At 37.7% G+C, this 18,589-nt stretch carries 12 protein-coding genes; 7 read left to right on the top strand and 5 right to left on the bottom strand.

Annotated elements, in window-relative coordinates; genetic code table 11:
- Window positions 1-30: 30 nt before the first annotated feature.
- Both clpP and clpX read left to right on the top strand, forming a co-directional pair.
- On the top strand, window positions 31-705 hold the full coding sequence (clpP, locus tag MED134_RS07475) for an ATP-dependent Clp endopeptidase proteolytic subunit ClpP (RefSeq protein ID WP_038597497.1): 675 nt from the start codon (window positions 31-33) through the stop codon (window positions 703-705).
- A 51-nt stretch (window positions 706-756) separates the two neighbouring features.
- The gene (clpX, locus tag MED134_RS07470; protein ID WP_035325769.1) at window positions 757-1,989 is read left to right on the top strand and encodes an ATP-dependent Clp protease ATP-binding subunit ClpX; all 1,233 of its coding nucleotides are present in this window, start codon (window positions 757-759) and stop codon (window positions 1,987-1,989) included.
- Between the two features lie 168 nt (window positions 1,990-2,157).
- Here the strand turns inward: clpX and MED134_RS07465 are convergent, their stop codons facing one another.
- Both MED134_RS07465 and MED134_RS07460 read right to left on the bottom strand, forming a co-directional pair.
- On the bottom strand, window positions 2,158-3,771 hold the full coding sequence (locus MED134_RS07465; protein ID WP_038597493.1) for an OmpA family protein: 1,614 nt from the start codon (window positions 3,769-3,771) through the stop codon (window positions 2,158-2,160).
- A gap of 159 nt (window positions 3,772-3,930) precedes the next feature.
- Window positions 3,931-5,442: a GH3 auxin-responsive promoter family protein gene (locus tag MED134_RS07460; protein ID WP_038597491.1), complete on the bottom strand. Its 1,512-nt coding sequence runs from the start codon at window positions 5,440-5,442 to the stop codon at window positions 3,931-3,933.
- Window positions 5,443-5,544: 102 nt separating this feature from the next.
- Between MED134_RS07460 and MED134_RS07455 the strand changes: the two genes are divergently transcribed.
- Complete coding sequence (locus tag MED134_RS07455) at window positions 5,545-6,342, top strand: DUF2797 domain-containing protein (protein ID WP_038597488.1); 798 nt, start codon at window positions 5,545-5,547, stop codon at window positions 6,340-6,342.
- Here the strand turns inward: MED134_RS07455 and MED134_RS07450 are convergent.
- Complete coding sequence (locus tag MED134_RS07450) at window positions 6,335-6,949, bottom strand: LysE family translocator (protein WP_038597485.1); 615 nt, start codon at window positions 6,947-6,949, stop codon at window positions 6,335-6,337. The two genes, MED134_RS07455 and MED134_RS07450, sit on opposite strands and share 8 nt — an antisense overlap.
- 49 nt (window positions 6,950-6,998) lie before the next feature.
- The gene (locus MED134_RS07445) at window positions 6,999-7,613 is read right to left on the bottom strand and encodes a LysE family transporter (protein WP_038597482.1); all 615 of its coding nucleotides are present in this window, start codon (window positions 7,611-7,613) and stop codon (window positions 6,999-7,001) included.
- Between the two features lie 176 nt (window positions 7,614-7,789).
- Here MED134_RS07445 and der point away from each other — a divergent pair, with 176 nt between their 5' ends.
- From der to MED134_RS07425, 4 genes are all read left to right on the top strand, one after another.
- Entirely contained in the window at window positions 7,790-9,097 is a 1,308-nt protein-coding gene (der, locus tag MED134_RS07440; RefSeq protein ID WP_038597479.1) for a ribosome biogenesis GTPase Der, read from the top strand.
- 239 nt (window positions 9,098-9,336) lie between these two features.
- Window positions 9,337-12,117 (top strand): outer membrane beta-barrel protein, encoded by a 2,781-nt coding sequence (locus tag MED134_RS07435; RefSeq protein WP_038597476.1) that lies wholly within the window; start codon window positions 9,337-9,339, stop codon window positions 12,115-12,117.
- Between the two features lie 75 nt (window positions 12,118-12,192).
- Entirely contained in the window at window positions 12,193-13,110 is a 918-nt protein-coding gene (locus MED134_RS07430; RefSeq protein WP_038597473.1) for a patatin family protein, read from the top strand.
- Window positions 13,111-13,214: 104 nt separating this feature from the next.
- Window positions 13,215-15,875, top strand: a complete 2,661-nt coding sequence (locus tag MED134_RS07425) for a DUF3857 domain-containing protein (RefSeq protein ID WP_038597470.1) — start codon at window positions 13,215-13,217, stop codon at window positions 15,873-15,875.
- On the opposite strand, the gene MED134_RS07420 is transcribed toward MED134_RS07425, so the two are convergent.
- On the bottom strand, window positions 15,876-18,557 hold the full coding sequence (locus MED134_RS07420) for an AsmA-like C-terminal region-containing protein (protein WP_038597467.1): 2,682 nt from the start codon (window positions 18,555-18,557) through the stop codon (window positions 15,876-15,878).
- Between the last annotated feature and the right edge of the window lie 32 nt (window positions 18,558-18,589).

Genomic DNA, 18,589 nt, shown 5'->3' with positions numbered 1-18,589 from the left:
TTTATTTAAGAAAATATTGCTAGAACAGATATGGATTACGGAAAAGAATTTAAAGACTTTGCAATTAAAGATCAGGGTGTAAACTCAAACTATTACGATAAAATAATAACGAGTATGTTACCGCAAGGACTTACTCCTAACATCATAGAAGAACGCCAGATGAATATCGCGATCTTTGATGTATTCTCACGTTTAATGATGGATCGCATCATTTTCTTGGGTACAGGAATAAATGACCAAGTAGCAAACATCGTGCAAGCACAGTTACTATTTTTAGAAAGTACAGATGCAAATAAAGACATCCAGATTTACATAAACTCACCGGGAGGAAGCGTGTATGCTGGCTTAGGTATTTATGATACAATGCAGTTTATAAAGCCAGATGTAGCTACTATCTGTACAGGTATGGCAGCCTCTATGGGAGCCGTGTTGTTATGTGCTGGAGAAAAAGGAAAACGTAGTGGTCTACCACATAGCCGTGTGATGATACACCAGCCTATGGGTGGAGCTCAAGGTCAAGCAAGTGATATTGAAATCACAGCAAAAGAAATCCTTACGCTCAAGAAGGAGCTATACGATATCATAGCAAAGCACTCAGGTCAAGACTACGATAAAGTATATAACGATAGTGATCGTGATTACTGGATGAAGGCAGATAAGGCACTTGAGTACGGTATGATAGACGAAATTTTGAAGAGAGACTAATGAAGTTTACGCTTTCGCGAAAGCGTAATTCAAGTCAAAATAGTAAATAGAATGGCAAAGGAAGATTTAGAATGTTCATTTTGTGGCAGAAAAAAACCAGAGACTAACCTGCTTATTGCGGGGCTAGATGCACACATATGTGATAGATGTATCGAGCAGGCTCACGGTATTGTTATAGAAGAGTCTAAGGATGTAGCTACAAATGATCTTGAAGGAGAACTCAAGTTAAAGAAACCACAAGAGATAAAGTCGTTTCTTGATGAGTATGTGATAGGTCAAGAATTTACAAAGAGAGTAATGTCTGTAGCGGTTTATAATCACTACAAGAGATTGTTACAACCAGCTACAGATGATGATATAGAGATCCAGAAAAGTAACATCGTGATGGTGGGACAAACTGGTACCGGTAAAACACTTATAGCAAAAACAGTTGCACGTATGCTTAACGTACCACTTGCTATTGTAGATGCAACGGTTCTTACAGAGGCTGGTTATGTAGGTGAAGATGTAGAGAGTATCTTAACTCGCTTGTTACAAGCAGCAGACTATAACCTAGAGAAAGCTCAACGCGGTATTGTATTTATAGATGAGATAGATAAAATTGCTCGTAAGAGTGATAACCCATCTATTACTCGTGATGTAAGTGGTGAAGGTGTACAGCAAGCTTTATTAAAATTACTAGAAGGGACGGTTGTAAACGTACCACCTAAGGGAGGACGTAAGCACCCAGACCAGAAGTTTATAGAAGTAAATACAGAGCATATCTTATTTATAGCTGGTGGAGCTTTTGACGGTATAGAGCGTCATATCTCTAAGCGTCTCAATATGCAGGCTATGGGATTTGTGGCAAGTAAAAGCGATGAGGCTCTAGAAAAGGATAATATGCTCAAGTATATTATACCTAAAGATCTAAAAGACTTTGGCCTTATACCAGAAATTATAGGTAGACTCCCTGTATTAACTCATATGAACCCGCTTGATGCAGGAACGCTTAGAGCAATCCTTACAGAGCCTAAAAATGCGATTATAAAGCAATATAAGAAGCTTTTTGCGATGGATGATATAGAGTTTAGCATTACAGATGATGCGCTAGATTATCTTGTTGATAAAGCTATAGAGTATAAGCTAGGAGCTAGAGGACTACGTAGCTTATGTGAGGCTATCTTAACAGATGCAATGTTTGATCTACCTAGCTCAGATGAGAAATCGCTTAATGTGACTAAGACCTATGCAGAGGGTAAACTTAATAAGTCTACGCTCAAGAAGCTTAAAGCCGCTTCATAGTTATAAAAAGCATAATAGATTGTATTAAAAGAAGCATCCTTGCTAGGATGCTTCTTTTTGTTTTAAGCGTGCCAAGTAAACATAAAAAAACAGCTATCGGTCCCCCAACTGATAGCTGCTTTACAATCATTACATCACGTAGTGATTGCTATTGTAATATTGTAATTGTTACTCTTTAGAAATTACTACAAACTCTATACGTCTGTTAAGTTCATTTTCTTGAGGAGTACACGATGTGCAATTTATAAGTAGTTGTTCTTCTCCAAAGCCTTGAGATGATAACCTGTCTTTTGAAATTCCTTTACTTAACAGATATTCCATCGCAGAGGCTGCTCTTCGCATAGATAGCCTTTTATTATAACTTGCGCTACCTTGTGCATCTGTATGTGCATTTATTGCAATTTTTAATTCTGGATTTGCTTTGAGAGTTGCAACGACCGTATTAAGGGTTATAGTTGAGATTTCTTTAATTTTTGCACTATCCAAGTCAAAAAGAATATTGTCTATTTTAATAATAGTTTTTTCTGTTGTTTTGACTATTGGGGCTGGAGTTGCCTCAAGTATGAGGTTTTTGACAAATATTTTATCCTCTTGAGCGGCTGTGTTAAACGTCTCTCGAGTAGTTTCAAATCCATCTTTATAGGCAATAACCGTATAGTTTACAAACCCTTCTACAGGAAAGTTATAACTACCATCTATATTAGAGCGTACACTTGCTACTTCCTCGCCATAATCATCAAGTAGAGCAACTGTGGCGTTTGCTAGTGCAATCTCTGTCTCTGCATCTATCACTTTTCCTGCAACACTCAGTGCTAGGATAGATTCTTCTATTTTATAAATATCATATCCTCCATTACCACCATCTCTGTTTGAGGTCATATAACCTATATTCTCATTTGCCTGTATAAAGGCAACTTCATCCTTTGGAGAGTTAATGGTGCTTCCTAAGTTTCTTGTAGAAACAAAACCAAGCTTAGATTTTCTTGACCTAAAGATGTCATAACCACCTTGACTATCGTGTCCTTTTGAAGAAAAGTAAAGGTACTTGCCATCAAGAGACGTTTGCGGAAACTTCTCATCAAGAACCGTGTTTACACTACCCTCAATCCTTTCTGCTTTTCCTATAAGTTCATTGTCTTTTACTGCAATTCTAAAAATGTCAAAACCTCCTATAGCTTCTGGTTTATTTGAAGAGAAGTAAAGCCATTCTCCATTTCTGCTTAAATGAGGGTTTTCAACAGAGTAATCTCCATTTACAGATAGTGCAGTGATATTTATCCACTCACCTTCACGCTCTGGATTCATCTCTGCGCGATAAAGTTCAAAGCTTTGTGTATGATCTTCTTTGCTCTGTGTAAAATATAGGGTGTTGCCATCTTGAGAAAAGGCAAGGGTACCTAGATTGTCATTCCGATTTAAAATAGAAGAGAATAATAAAGGTCTTTTCAAATCATAATCATAGGTAATATCTGAGCAATATAACTTAGTATACGGTTCTTTTGATATGGGATCTTTTTTTGCAAGACCACCTATTTTACGAGCAGAAAAAGAAATAAATTTCTCTCTAAAGAAGCCTATGCCGTAGTCAGAATATTTTGAGTTTATACCTGTATTAAAGGTTTCAAACTTAAAACCATTATCACCGTAGAAGGGTTTTTCTTCAGTACTATAATTTGCTACATTGTCAGCAAGTGCAGTATAGGTTAATTGATCTTGACCTAGTGCTGTAAATGTACAAAGCAATAAAGCTGTAACTGTAAAAAAAGTTAGGGTTGTTTTCATCTCCTTAATTATGATTCTGGGGAATCGCATTGCTCTAAATTAAGAGTGATATCCCTAAGAATAAAGTAAAAGCCTGACTTTTAGATAAGAAGGTGTTTTTTGTCGATGAGCGACTAAAAAAGCATATTTTTTCAAGTAGCTCCCTACGTGTTTTGGTAATTAATTGATATGTAGTAGAGCTTCAATAAAGTCACGTTTATTAGATAATCTAGGGACTTTATGTTGTCCTCCTAGCTTATTATTCTCTCGTAACCAGTCATAAAAGAGGTTCTCTCGAGCTGCGTGTATTTTTGGAGCATTAAGCGTAGTGTTATTAAAACGTTTGGCTTGGTAGTCGCTATTTACCTCTTGCAGCGCTAGATCAAGCTGGGTATTAAATAATGTCATATCCTCTGGAGGATTTTTAAACTCTATAACCCACTCGTGAGCACCTTTTTCTTTACCATCCATAAATATGGGTGCAGCAGTATAATCTTTTATCTCACAGCCAGTTTCTAGGGTAGCTTTTTTGAGAGCCTGCTCTGCATTTTCGATAATAAGCTCTTCGCCAAAAACATTAATGTGATGTTTTGTTCTGCCAGTTACCTTAATTTTATATGGGCTGGTAGAAGTAAAGCGCACCGTATCACCTATTTTATATCTCCATAAACCTGCGTTTGTCGTAATAACAATTGCATAGTTTACACCAGCTTCTACCTCACTTAGAGGGATGATTTTTTGATCAAGCGTTCCGTAGGTGTTCATAGGGATAAACTCATAAAATATCCCGTAATCTAGCATCAAGAGCAGATCCTTTGAGTCATTCTGCCCCTGTATGGCAAAAAAGCCCTCAGAAGCATTATAAATCTCATAATACTTAAAGGAGTCTGATGGTATAATTTTTTGATATTGATTAAGATAAGGATCAAAATTTACCCCTCCGTGAAAATAAACCTCTAAGTTAGGCCAGATGTCTAGTATACTGTCTTTTCCCGTAGTTTCTAGTACATTGTTGAGTAGCACAAGCATCCACGATGGGACACCTGCTAGACTGGTTACATCTTGTTGTATGGTCTCGTCTACAATAGCTTGCATTTTCACCTCCCAGTCACTTAACAATGAAATGTCGTGATTAGGAGTACTGCTAAATTCTGCCCAGAAAGGCATATTATCTATAAGTATGGCAGAAAGGTCACCATATACAGTACCATTATCCTGGTATAATTGCTTACTACCACCTAAGCGTAACCCTTTACCAGAAAACAAGTGAGAACCTTCATTATTATTGAGATACATACAGAGTAAATCTTTACTTGCTGCATAATGACAATCTTCTAGCGACTCTGGACTTACGGGTATATACTTACTTCGTGCATTTGTAGTGCCGCTACTCTGTGCAAACCATTTTATAGGGGTAGGCCATAAGATGTTAGACTCTCCTTTGCGACTTCTTTCTATATAAGCTTGATTCTCCTCATAAGAGGAGATGGGGATCGTCTGGGCAAAGTCATTGTAACTACGTATGGATCTAAAATCATACTTTTTACCTATCTCAGTATCCTTTGCTTTATCGATAAGTTTTGCGCGCAATTCTTCCTGCACTTCGGCTGGGTATTTCATAAAAAGCTCCATCTGGTGAATGCGCTTTTTTAAGAACCAAGAAGCAATAGAATGCACTAAAGGGATCGGCATAAAGTTGGTATATTTACACGTGTGTGATAGGTTGTTTTTTTTTGCTTTCGCGAAAGCTAATTTAACCTTTTTTATACAATGCAGTAATCAAAATTCTTATAAATGCAATACCAAGGTGTCCTCAAGAAAATGCAAACGGAGCATACAGATCCTATAAATTATTACCTCGTGATGGAAGGTGATTTTATACAGGTCAATCAGTTGCTCAATAAGAGACTGCATATCGAGTTTGTAAAATATGAGTGCCTTGCCTGTGGGGAGAATAAAAAGATTTTTAGACAAGGATATTGCTATGATGACTTTTATAAAGTACCTCAAGCTGCAGAGTGGATAATGAAACCAGAACTGTCTAAAGCGCATCTAGGAGAAGAAGATCGCGATCTCGCTTATGAGCAAAGTGTCCAACTACAATCTCACATAGTTTATCTAGCAAATTCTAGTAATGTAAAAGTAGGAGTAACTCGTAAAACCCAAGTGCCTACAAGATGGATAGACCAAGGTGCTCACGAGGCTATAGAAATTGTAGAAGTACCTAACCGATACCTTGCAGGTATTACAGAGCTTGCGTTAAAGGAACACGTTTCTGACAAAACAAACTGGCGTAAAATGCTCAAAAATGACATAGAAGATGTAGATCTTAAGGAGCATCGAGAAGCATTAAAACAATATATACCAGAAGAAGCAAAGCAATATTTTATCCCTACTAACGAGGAGACGCACGTGCACTTCCCAGTAGAGCGTTACCCAGAAAAACTTAAGACACTTAACTTAGATAAAACACCTGCATACGAGGGAACTCTTAAAGGAATAAAGGGGCAATACCTCATTTTTGAAGACGACACTGTTTTTAACGTGCGTAGCTGGGAGGGTTATGTGGTGCGACTAGAGATCCTTAACTAACTACTAGTTTTACTAGCTGTATCACCGAGAGTACAATAAGTGTGATCCCTATATAACGATTAAGAGAATTAGGGCTAGAGGTAGACCTTTGTTTAATATGAGAACCAAACTTGCTGTACATCAAGAGTGTGGCTATTTTACCTAAAAACACGCCTGCAAGCAATACAATAGTCCATACACAAGGATGTGACCCAGCGGTGAGCATCCATTTACTTAGTAGTGAAAACACAACTATCCAATAGATTAAAACGGGAGGATTTATAAAGCTCAAAATAAAGCCTACAAAGTATTGAGATTGTTTTCTTGGTTTTGGATTTTTTTGAGAATGCTTCTTTACTATAAAATAGACGCCTACAAGGGCAAGTAAAAATGCGACGAGATATTGCACCCAGTAGTTCAGAGAGATGAACTCTTGTAGAACCATCCCAAAGCTTAAAGCAGTAAGTGCAAGTAATGACTCACCTAGGCCTGCGCCATAGCTCAATTTTAAAGCATCTTGATAAGACCCTTTTACTCGTGCCTTAATCACTGCAAGGTTTGATGCTCCTGGTGGCAGTGCACCCATAACTGTAGCTGTAAAGCCTATGATGAAAGCAAGAATAATCATAAAGCATTAGTAGTTGTTATACTAAAAAACTTACGCTATCTGCGCTTATTTATGCAGTAATAAGCTTTATGGATTGAAAGACAGCAGCACTTATAAGTACTATACCTATCACTATATTCATTTTATTTTCAAGATTAGAAAACTTCTTTGAAAAAAAATCACTCAGTCTTGCATATGCATAAAGCATCACAACTTTTCCTATTAGAACTCCCGAAAGAAAAGAGAGTATAATACTCCACGGAGAGTTTTTACCTATAAATACATAGCTCGAAATAGAAGACAGCACGGCTACCCAAAAAATAAACATAGGGATGTTTAAAAAGCCAAGTAAGAAACCAGTGCCAAAGTTTTGATGCGCTTCATCTTCTGAGGTTTGTGAGCTGGATTTTTTTAGAATAAGTAAGATACCAGCTAAGAGCATTAATACTACAAAAGCAATCTGTATCCATAAATAATCTTGGTAGAGCTTTTTTACTAAAAAACCAAAACTTATGGCAAACCCTGCTACAATAGTTTCGCCCAGTGCAGCTCCGTATGCAACAAACATTGCTTTAAATATACTGCCGCCTGTAGCTTTTTTGAGTACAAGTAAATTAGTCGCGCTAGGGATAATTGTAGCGACTAGGGCAATCCCAAAACCAAGGAGTAGTAAGAGTAAAATCAATTAAAGTGTGTTATAAGGATGCAAAATTAAATTATAGACACCTAGTTCTCATTAAGTTTATCATATCATTAGCATTTTAAGTAATCCTTAGTCCATTATGTGACGATGTATTTACGTTGTTTACCATCTCTATGTCCTTTTTAAAAGCCTATCTTTGCAGACCTAAAAATTTTACAATGAGTACCATAGTAGCTATTGTGGGGCGCCCTAATGTAGGGAAATCCACTTTTTTTAATCGGTTAGTGCAACGTCGTGAGGCAATTGTTGATGCCGTGAGTGGTGTGACTAGAGATCGCCACTACGGAAAAACAGATTGGAATGGACGTGAGTTTACAGTCATAGATACTGGTGGATATGTTGTGGGAAGTGACGACATTTTTGAAGCAGAGATAGACAAGCAAGTAGAGCTTGCCATAGATGAGGCAGATGCTATCATCTTTATGGTAGATGTAGAGCACGGTATCACTGGGATGGATGAAGAGGTCGCAAACTTACTACGTAGATCTAAGAAGCCTATTTTTCTTGCTGTAAATAAAGTAGATAATAATAAGCGTGCAGCAGATGCTGTAGAGTTTTATAATCTTGGTCTTGGTGATTTTTATACCATTGCCGCTACAAATGGTAGTGGTACAGGAGATCTTCTGGATGCTGTAGTTGAGGCATTACCAGAAAAAGAAGAAGAAAGCGAAGAAGATGAGCTACCACGCTTTGCGGTAGTAGGTCGTCCTAACGCAGGTAAATCTTCTTTTATAAATGCATTAATAGGTGAGGAGCGTTATATCGTAACAGATATTGCAGGAACCACTCGTGATGCGATGGATACAAAGTATAATCGCTACGGTTTTGAATTTAACCTTGTAGACACGGCAGGTATACGACGTAAGGCTAAGGTAAAAGAAGATCTTGAGTTTTACTCTGTGATGAGGTCTGTACGTGCTATTGAGCACGCAGATGTTGTTCTACTTGTAGTAGATGCAACAAGAGGCTTTGACGGCCAGGTACAAAATATATTTTGGCTTGCAGAACGCAACAGAAAAGGAATAGTAATCTTAGTAAACAAGTGGGACCTTGTAGAAAAGAAGACTAACACAATGAAAGAATTTGAAAAGCACATAAGACAGCAAATAGAGCCATTTACAGATGTGCCTATTGTATTTATCTCTGTGCTTGAGAAACAGCGTATTTTTAAAGCTATTGAGACTGCCGTAAAAGTTTACGAGAGTAAAACAAAACGTATCAAGACCAGTGAGCTTAATGAGTTTTTCTTACCGCTAGTAGAGGCATTCCCTCCACCGGCTATTAAGGGTAAATATGTAAAAATCAAGTACTGTATGCAGCTACCTACACCGCAACCACAGTTTGCGTTGTTCTGTAACCTGCCGCAATACCTTAAAGAAGGCTACAGAAGATTTTTAGAAAATAAACTACGAGCAGCTTACGACTTCTCTGGAGTCCCTATTTCTATTTACTTTAGAAAGAAGTAAAACCACTTTTATATATAAAAAAGCGACCTATAGAGGTCGCTTTTTTTGTTTTAGATACTTGATTTATTTCCAGTTGTAGGTTTTTTTACGCTTTCGCGAAAGCGTGTATAGAAAGAATCACTCAGAAGATCTTTTTTAAGGAGCACCTCACATTGTTAAAATTATATTAAAAACAAGATCCTCCTAAAACTTCTCACTAAAAGGTTGGTTATTTACGTACTCATCAATTAATCAGTACAATGCAATTACGTCATTTAGTAATCTTAGTTGGACTTCTTTTAGTTTCAGCTTTCGCGAAAGCGCAAAACTTCTCAGTTACAGGTACACTTACAGACAAGGAATCAAAAGAGCCACTTGAGGCTGCTACCGTTTTTCTTGAAACCGTAAAAGATAGTACGCTCATCACCTACACCATCACAAATCAAAATGGAGCTTTTACCCTAGAAGGGAGAGCCCAAGAAAAGGATGCTCGAGTTAATATATCTTTTTTAGGGTATGAAAATTATAGCAAGCAAGTAGACCTTAGTGCGGGTGATATTTCTTTAGGTGTTATAGAAGTGGGACTTGCGACTAACACACTGGGAGAGGTTGTGGTAAAAAGTAGGGCCCCCATTACTGTAAAAAAAGATACTTTAGAGTTTAACGTATCTTCTTTTAAAACTAAAAAGGATGCAAATATTGAGGACCTTCTCAAGGAGCTGCCAGGTGTTGAGGTAGATGAAGATGGTAAAATCTTAGTAAATGGTAAGGAAGTTAACCAGATACTTGTAAATGGGAAACCCTTTTTTGGCGATGACCCTACGGTAGCTACACGCAACCTTACTAAGGAGATGGTAGAAAAGATACAAGTGGTAGATACGAAAACAGATGATGAAGCCTTTGCTGGTGAAGATGGTGACCAAGAGAATAAAACCATAAACTTGACCATTTCTGAAGAGAAGAACAAGGGTGTTTTTGGCCGTGTAGCTGCTGGTGCTGGTACAGATGAGCGCTTTGAGTATGCCGGTATTGTAAATGCTTTTGATAATGACAGGCGCATAAGTGTACTTGCTGGAGGTAATAATATAAACGAGGCTGGTTTTAGCTTTGGGGAGATACGCAAGATGTTTGGCGGTGGGAGAAGTGTCTACTTTAACGGTAATGGAAGTTTTGGTATAGACGGGCGCAGTTTTGGTGGTGGCCAGGGTATTACAAACAGTCGCAGCATCGGGACAAATTATACAGATGAGTATGCAAAAGGTTTTGATGCGAGTATGGATTACTTCTACTCTGCAGCAAACTCTTTTGACGAGACACGTATCGAGCGTGAGAACATCTTGCCAGATCGTCGTTTTTTTACAAATAGCAACTCAAGAAGTGACTCAAACTCTGATAATCATAGTGCAAATGCAACTATAAATATTAAGAAGGATTCTACAATTCTTATAAATATACGCCCTAAGTTCTCTTATGCAAAGAGTGAGACGCGCTATACTCGTGATGAAGAGTCTCTTGATGAAAATGGGGATCTTATCAACCAGTCTGATAATGCAAACTTTATAAAAGATAAAGGGAAGAATTTTGAAAACACATTGAGTATTACAAAAAAGTGGGGTGACAAAGGAGCCTACGTGCGTGCTCGTCTTCAGAACGAAATAAACAGACAAGAGAGTGAAGATTTTATAGTCTCTAATACTGCCATACTAGGAGATGCTCCAGAGCTTATAGAGCGCAACCAGTTTACAGATGGTGAGACTAAGCTGGATGGTTACAATCTTAACTTTACATACCGCATACCACTTATTGCCAAAAAGTTATTTCTAGATGCAGATTTTGGGCATCGTGATGATAGCCGAAAGCGATCAAGAACCACTTTTGATTTTGATGAAAACACGCAGCAGTATAGCACACTTAATGAGGCGTTAAGTACAGACTTTGAGGGACGCAATATGCGTACAACACCTAAGCTGGGGCTTAATTATAACACAGAAAAGTTTAATATAAACTTTGGAGCAGGTTATGTTTTTAGAACACTAGAAAATACAGATAACCTGCGTCCAGAACTTAACGTAAAGGAAAATTTTGAAGCGCTAGAACTAGACTCTTATATTAACTATCGTTTTAGCCCAAAGGCATCTTTATATGCCAGTGTGAGTAAGAGTAATAGTCCGCCAGATGTGCAACAGCTCAATCCTTTTGTAGATGTGTCAGACCCACTTAATATCACTGTGGGTAATCCAGATTTATCACCTTCTAATGTTTATAATTTTTATGGAGGGTTTAATAATTTTGACTTCCAGAAAGGGGGTGGTTGGTACTTAAACGGTAATGGTAGTGTTACAAATGATGCCGTGGTAAATAAAACTACCATAGATGAAAACCTTGTGCGTACCACTACTTATGAAAATGTAGATGGTAATTATAACGTAGGAGCCGGTGGTGGTTATAATAAAACGCTCAAGATAGATTCACTAAGAACCATAAAATATGGTGGAGGTATTTACGGGAACTTTGGCCGTAATGTAAACTTTAATAATGATGTGAAGTATGCAAGTAAAACAAGATCACTTACCCCAAGAGTAAATGTGACCTTTACTTGGAAAGACCTCTTTGAGGTGCGCCCTAGTTATAACATTTCATTTTCAAAAACAGAGTTTGGTCTAGATGCGTTTGATGATCAAGAGTTTGTGTCGCACACAGTGCGCTTGAGTACGGCTCTTTTTGTGCCAAAAAACTGGGAATGGCGTAATGAGATAAACTATAACTATAACCCTAATATTGCAAGTGACTTTCAGCAAAGTGCTTTGTTCTGGAACTCGACACTAGCATACTCTTTTGCCAAAGAAAGAGCAACAGCTACACTTAAGGTGTATGACGTGCTTGATCAAAATACAAACGCCCGTCGTACGGCAAATGCAAACTTTATACAAGACGTACAGAGTACGGTATTGCAACAATATTTTATGCTTAGTTTGAGCTGGAAGTTTAATACGCTAGGTAAAAAAGGCGAGACAGATAATGGTGGGATAATGTTCTTTTAGACGCTTTCGCGAAAGCGTAAAACTATTTGTAATTTAAAAACCTTATTTTCGACTAGCTATTAGTTAAAACGAGGTATGCGAGCATTAGTCATTTCAGGAGGAGGAAGTAAAGGCGCTTTTGGCGGCGGTGTTGCTCAGTACCTTATGCAAGAAATGGGCAAAGAGTATGATATGCTTGTAGGTACCTCTACAGGAAGTCTTTTAGTGCCTCATCTTGCGCTTCAAAATATCGAAAAGATAAAAGAGGTATACACCTCTGTAAATCAAAATGCCATTTTTAATGTATGTCCTTTTGTAATAAAGAAAGATAAATTTGGCGAGCAATCTATTGCTATTGATCACTGGAGTGTACTGCGCAATTTTTTAAAAGGCTCTAAAACCTTTGGAGAAAGTAAGAAGCTACGCAAGCTTATAGAAAAAACCTTTACGCGTGAAAATTATGAACAGCTACAAGCTAGTGGTAAAGAAGTACTAGTCACAGTTTCTAATCTCTCACTTCATAAAACGGAATATAAATCCAGTAAGGAAGAGACCTACGAAGATTTTTGTGACTGGGTATGGATGTCGTGTAATTATATCCCTTTTATGAGCCTCGCCTCAAAAAATGGATGCGAGTATGCAGATGGAGGTTTTGGCGCACTAGTACCCATCAAGGAGGCTGTAGAACGCGGCGCGACAGAGATAGATGTAATCATATTAGAAACAGAAGTGACTTATTATAATAATCTCCCTTCTACTAACGTGTTCTCCCTGTTGAGCAATCTACACGGCTTTATGATGGATCGTATCGAAAAGCAAAATATCACCATAGGTAAATATGCTGCCAACCAAAAAGAGGCGATAATAAACTTCTATTATACACCGACGGTGCTCACTACAAACTCACTTATTTTTAATAAAGAAAAAATGAAAATCTGGTGGAAGAGTGGTTTTGACTATGCCAAGTATAAAAACGAAGAGCTCAACGAGATTAAGGTAGATGATGAGGGGTAGTATCCCGCTTTCGCGAAAGCGGAAACATTTTTGAGAGTTTATACGTTGCTAATTAAGTTGGAACAGCTTATATTGTAGTCTTTTACCCACAAATCAATCAAGCTTTGAAGCATATTTTACGTTTACTATTCGTTCTTTTTTTTACAACACTCTATTCTCAAAATCCTAGTATAAAACAAATCCCATCGTGGGTAAATAAAGTTGACTATAAGGAGAATATTGAAAATGAAGAAGCAGAAAGTGGCTACTACTATCTTCTATATGATAAGCAGCTTAATGCTGTAAATAAAACTAGATATAGTAACTCTGTAGTTAAAATTATAAATGGAGAGGGCATAACTCAAATGTCTAATCTAACATTTGAATTTGACCCATCTTATGAGAAGCTCATTTTTCATAAAATTGATATAATACGCAATGGGGAGCGTATCTCTCAACTTAATCTTAATAAGATTGAGACTATACAAAGAGAGTCTAATCTAGAAAAGAATCTATATGACGGGAGACTTACAAGTCTTGTAAATCTTACAGATGTGCGAGAGGGCGATGTGATAGACTATGCATACTCTATAGCTGGAGAGAATCCTATTTATGAAGGAGGATATAGTAGCAGTCTTTATTTTCAATATGCAGCCCCTGTAGGTAAACTACACTTTACGGTGACTGTGCCTAATAATGACTCTTTTAAGTTTAAATACTTCAATAATGCGCCTAAGCCAGCAGAAAGTATTTCAGGTAATAGCAAGGTTTACGAATGGACGCTAGAAGATGTTGCACCTAAGTTTTATGATACTAACGAGCCTATGTGGTATGATGATTATGGTTTTGTGCAATTTGTAAATTATGAATCGTGGGAGAGTATTGTAAATCAGTATAAAGAGATCTACACATTAAGTGCCGCAGATAAAAAACGATTAAAACGACTGTCAGATCAAAATATCAAAAGTGAGACCAAAGATCTTGCTCCTTCTAAGGAGGAGATTGCAAATACTCTTATAGATTTTGTACAAGATGATGTTAGGTATTTTGGTTTCGAAAATGGGATGAATTCTCATAAACCAGAGTCACCACTTAAGGTGCTTGAGCAACGATTTGGAGATTGTAAAGGGAAGTCATTTTTGCTAAGTGAGTTGCTGCAAGCAAATGGCATTGAGGCATACCCTATGCTGGTAAACAGTACTGCAGGAAAGAGTATAGGTGATAAACTCCCTACGCCTAATCTCTTTGACCATTGTGTTGTTACCTATAATCTAGACGGTGAAGATTATTATATCGATCCCACAATCTCAAATCAGGGTACAGGAGCAAAGGGTAAATTTTTTCCAAATTATGAGAAGGGGCTCGTTTTAAAACCTGGAGAAAAAGGGCTGACTCAAATTGATTTTAAGCCAACAGGAGGGGTTGCTATAAGTGAGATATATGATGTAGATGAGATTAATGGGTCTGGAGCATTAACCGTTGTAACTACATATAAAGGGAGTGATGCAGATAGATTACGTGCAGATTTTGACCAGCGTAGTAATGCTTCAATTCAAAAAGACTACCTGCGATTTTACAGTACATTATATCCTAATATAAAAAAGGGAGATGACCTTGAGGTAGAGGATTTAAGAAATACTCGTAATGAGTTTATAGTAAGAGAGTCTTACGTTATAGATTCTATCTGGGCAAAGTCACCAGATAATGAAGAGCTTATATATATAGAGACCTATCCGTTATTATTAGAGAGTTATGTAAACCCTACTACATCACCAGAGCGCACGGCGCCATATGCTATAAATTATCCATTAGATATTGAGTTTAATATCACAGTTAACTTACCGGAGCCTTGGGAATTTGAAGACTATAAAAATACGATCGAAAGCTCATATTTTAAGTATGAACAGCAAGCAAGCCATTTTGGAAACAAACTACTAGTAACTCATAATTACTCTAGAAAGAAAGATTTTGTTGAGGCTGGTGACGTGCGTAAGTATATATCTGATCATAGTAAGGTTCAAGATGATCTTTCTTATTTTGTTACTTATGACCTAGAAGCAGCCTCTGCGATAGAAACTTCAGGACTAAGTTATATCGCTATTTTCCTACTAGTAATTAGCTTGATGTTGTTTGGGTATGGAGCTTATAGACTTTATTACGAATATGATGTTCCTGCTCAGGTTAAGGATACACAAGGGAAAAATATAGGAGGCTGGCTCATACTTATTGCAATAGGTCTTGTTTTTACTCCTATCGTTATTTTAGTGCAAATACTTTCTGAAGACGGATATTTTGATGCCTATACTTGGTCTGCTCTATGGAATTCTGAAGGCTTAACAGGAAAGCCAATGATCATACTCATCGCCATAGAGATGATTATTAATGTAGCGCTTATCGTATATAGTTTTGTGGTAATTATATTGTTCTTTAAGAGAAGGACAATTGTTCCTAGGTTAATGATTATTCTATATGCTGGCACACTTGCTTTCTTAATTTTAGATAGTGTTGCAGCAAATGCGCTTGCTTCAGATATGTTTACTCCAGAAGAAAATCAAGAGTCACTTAAAGAAATTATTAAGGCTATTTTTAGGTGTGCTGTTTGGATTCCATACTTTATTATGTCAGAACGAGTAAAGGAAACCTTTGTAAAAAGAGCTCCTGGATATGTAGCCCCACCAGAGACAGTAGAGCAATCTAGTGTTCAAGTTATAGAGAGTGCAGAAACTCCTAAGGAATACAATAGTCTCGAAAATAGGTTAGAAAATGAGCGTTATAAAAACGGTTAATTAATTAACCGTATCCTTCACTGTTTCTTTTGTTGTTTTCTTTTTTCCAAAGAGACCACCTAATATTCCCGTGGTAACATCTTTAATGGCGTCTTCAGCTTTTGGGGTTGTGGTGGTGTTTTGAGGAGTTTGTGTGTCAGTAGTTGTGCTATCTGTCGCAGTAGTGTTTGGTGTTGTTTTGTTTCCACCTAATAGACCTCCTAATACATCAGTAAGTTTATCTTCTACTTTGTCTTTTGCGCGTTGCTTCTGGATCTCTATAATCTGGTTAGTAAGCGCTGTTGTAGCTGCTTTTAAGTTAAGGTCTACCTTAGGCGCAATAAAATTTCCCGAAAGGGAAACAGGAACGTCTATATGGATGTTCTCTTTTTCGGCATCTGTGAGTTTTGAGAGTAAGCCGCTCACGTCTCCGCCTAGATATTTTGCAGGGAGATCAAGGTTGAGGGTGTAGTTCATCTCGTTTGTAAAGCTATGTCCACCGCTTACCTTTACATTAATTCCTTTTACGTTAAAATCAAAAGGCTTTACAGCCACCTGACCATCATTAAACGTAAGGCTCGTTTTGAGCTTGTCTAGTTTCAGGTTGTCAAGATTTATAAAATCAAGTTTTTGCGATAGAAGATTAAGAAGCGGCATTTTATCTGCATCTACATCTGCGGTCAAAATCTCTGCAAAGGCATCTCCAGAAATAGTGCTAAGTATAGGGCTGAAGTTGTCATCCAGCTGTCCCTGCAATTGTATTTTGGTATTGAGCGCGCCTTGTAGTGCCTTTGCGATAGGAGCAAGTCCTTGCAACATCTCGAGTTCCTTAAAAGAGCGGTCTATATCTATACTGCTCAAGTCTACAGTCATATTAAAAGTAGGAGCACCATCGCGTGTGGTGACAGATCCAGAGAGTCCTGCCGCACCGCCAAAGATACCAGAGTTAAGATTGCTTAATGATGCCTGCTCATTTGCAATGGTCACGCTACCCTTTGTATTACTAAGTTCTAGCCCATCATAAATTACCTTTGCGGCATTAAAGTTTACAGAGGCATCTAGAAAATCTGGAATTTGTACAGCGGTATCACTCTCGCCTGCACTGGCTGGTGAAGTGCCTGTTGTAGTAGCAGTGCTGGTTGCAAAATCATCTAGATTAAACACCTTTGAGGTCACATCAAAACGTCCTTTTAAATCTTCCTTAGACATCACAAAAGGGATGAGGTTTTCTATAGATCCCGTTGCATTTATGTCTGAAGTTCCACTTGTTGCGGCAAATGAGTTAAGTGCAATATTGCCGGTTTTAAAACTCACATCTGCATTTTGTATAGCAATGGGATTAGGCAGTTCTGGAGTGCTATAAGTGAAGTCACTAAGTGTAGCATTACCAGAGCTTTTTATATTTTGATACTGTTGCTTCTCCACAGCGTTCATATCAAAACTCGTCACCACATCTGCTACCAGTCTACCTTGCAGTGGCTGGTCTAGATTAAGAGGATACACCTTGTCAATGTTACCTAAGTCTAGCGCACCATCTAGGTCAAGATTAACAAGCATATTACCCATCAAGTTTTTAAGTGTTCCCTTTGCCGTAAAGGTGTCTTGGTCAATCTTAAAACGTAAGTCGTTTATTTCGATATAAGTAAGTTCTGTAATGCCGGTATCATTTTTAATCTTTACATCTATATTGATGTTGTTCATTCTTTTAGGGAGATCAGGATACTTAAAAGAAGCATTGTTAGACACAATCTCAATATCAAGATTTGGGATGTTAGTCTCAGTTGTTTTCCCTTTTATAATTCCGCTTACGCGAAAATCGCCACTCGTCTCCACCCCATCGAGATTTGCTCTATATTCCTTAGGGATTAGGGCTAGAAAGTTCTTAAAATCTGATGAAGGCGTTTTAAATGATAAGTCCATAAGATTGCCATCTTCTAGAAGCTCTATAAAACCATTAAACTCTAGTGGGAGTTCGTTTATTTTGGCTAAGTTTTCTTTAAAAGTATACTTCTGTTTTTCTAGCTCCATTTGGATTACAGCCTCGAGGTCTAGGTCGTGCCCGTCTAAGTAATGTGTGCCGCCATAATCAAAAGATACTACAGCGTGGGTCTTTGTATCTAGTTCACTCTCAATAGCCGAAAAATCTCCAGAACCCGTGTGGTTTACCTCTGTAAGTTCTAAGTGGGTTTGTGTAGAGCGATCGTCATAAATTATTTTTGAGTCTATGAGGCTGTACTCTTGTAAGTTAAAAACAAAAGGTTCTGAGCTCTCCTCAGTAGTAGTCTCCGTAGTTGGTGTCTCTTTTACAATATCATAATTTGCATTACCTAAGGAGTCTACTTGTACGTGTACGTTTGCTTCTAGAAGTGATAGTGCATCTATAGCAATAGGCTCATCTGCTGTGTTTTTAAAGAGCTGGGTAACGCCCATCTCAATGCGTATTTCTTTACCACTCGCAAGTGTGTCACCAGCAAATGGTGCGTTGTTTACTACCTTAAAATCATTTACTATAACCGTAGCATCAGGAAAACTCCTAAAGAGGCTTAAGTCCAGAGACGACCATTCTACTTGAGCGTTGAGGTTATTGTTTATGGTTTCCTTGAGGAGGTCTTCTAGTTTTCCTCTAAACAAAAATGGAGAAGCAGCCAGCACGATAACAAGTACAAGAACTACAATGCCTATAATTTTAAATATCTTTTTCATTTGTTGTTTTCTAATGTTGTCTTTTACTATCT

The sequence above is a fragment of the Dokdonia sp. MED134 genome (genome assembly GCF_000152925.2).
In the GTDB taxonomy this organism is placed as follows: Bacteria; Bacteroidota; Bacteroidia; order Flavobacteriales; family Flavobacteriaceae; genus Dokdonia.
The sequence above is the reverse complement of the archived record's forward strand: the minus strand, read 5'-3'. Positions and strand labels throughout refer to the sequence as shown.

Bases quoted from the DNA above. Each gene is read 5' to 3' on its own strand.
- der (WP_038597479.1), top strand. From the start codon at position 7,790: ATGAGTACCATAGTAGCTATTGTGGGGCGCCCTAATGTAGGGAAATCC.
- MED134_RS07455 (WP_038597488.1), top strand. From the start codon at position 5,545: ATGCAATACCAAGGTGTCCTCAAGAAAATGCAAACGGAGCATACAGAT.
- MED134_RS07435 (WP_038597476.1), top strand. From the start codon at position 9,337: ATGCAATTACGTCATTTAGTAATCTTAGTTGGACTTCTTTTAGTTTCA.
- MED134_RS07465 (WP_038597493.1), bottom strand. From the start codon at position 3,771: ATGAAAACAACCCTAACTTTTTTTACAGTTACAGCTTTATTGCTTTGT.
- MED134_RS07420 (WP_038597467.1), bottom strand. From the start codon at position 18,557: ATGAAAAAGATATTTAAAATTATAGGCATTGTAGTTCTTGTACTTGTT.
- MED134_RS07460 (WP_038597491.1), bottom strand. From the start codon at position 5,442: ATGCCGATCCCTTTAGTGCATTCTATTGCTTCTTGGTTCTTAAAAAAG.
- MED134_RS07450 (WP_038597485.1), bottom strand. From the start codon at position 6,949: ATGATTATTCTTGCTTTCATCATAGGCTTTACAGCTACAGTTATGGGT.
- MED134_RS07430 (WP_038597473.1), top strand. From the start codon at position 12,193: ATGCGAGCATTAGTCATTTCAGGAGGAGGAAGTAAAGGCGCTTTTGGC.
- clpP (WP_038597497.1), top strand. From the start codon at position 31: ATGGATTACGGAAAAGAATTTAAAGACTTTGCAATTAAAGATCAGGGT.
- clpX (WP_035325769.1), top strand. From the start codon at position 757: ATGGCAAAGGAAGATTTAGAATGTTCATTTTGTGGCAGAAAAAAACCA.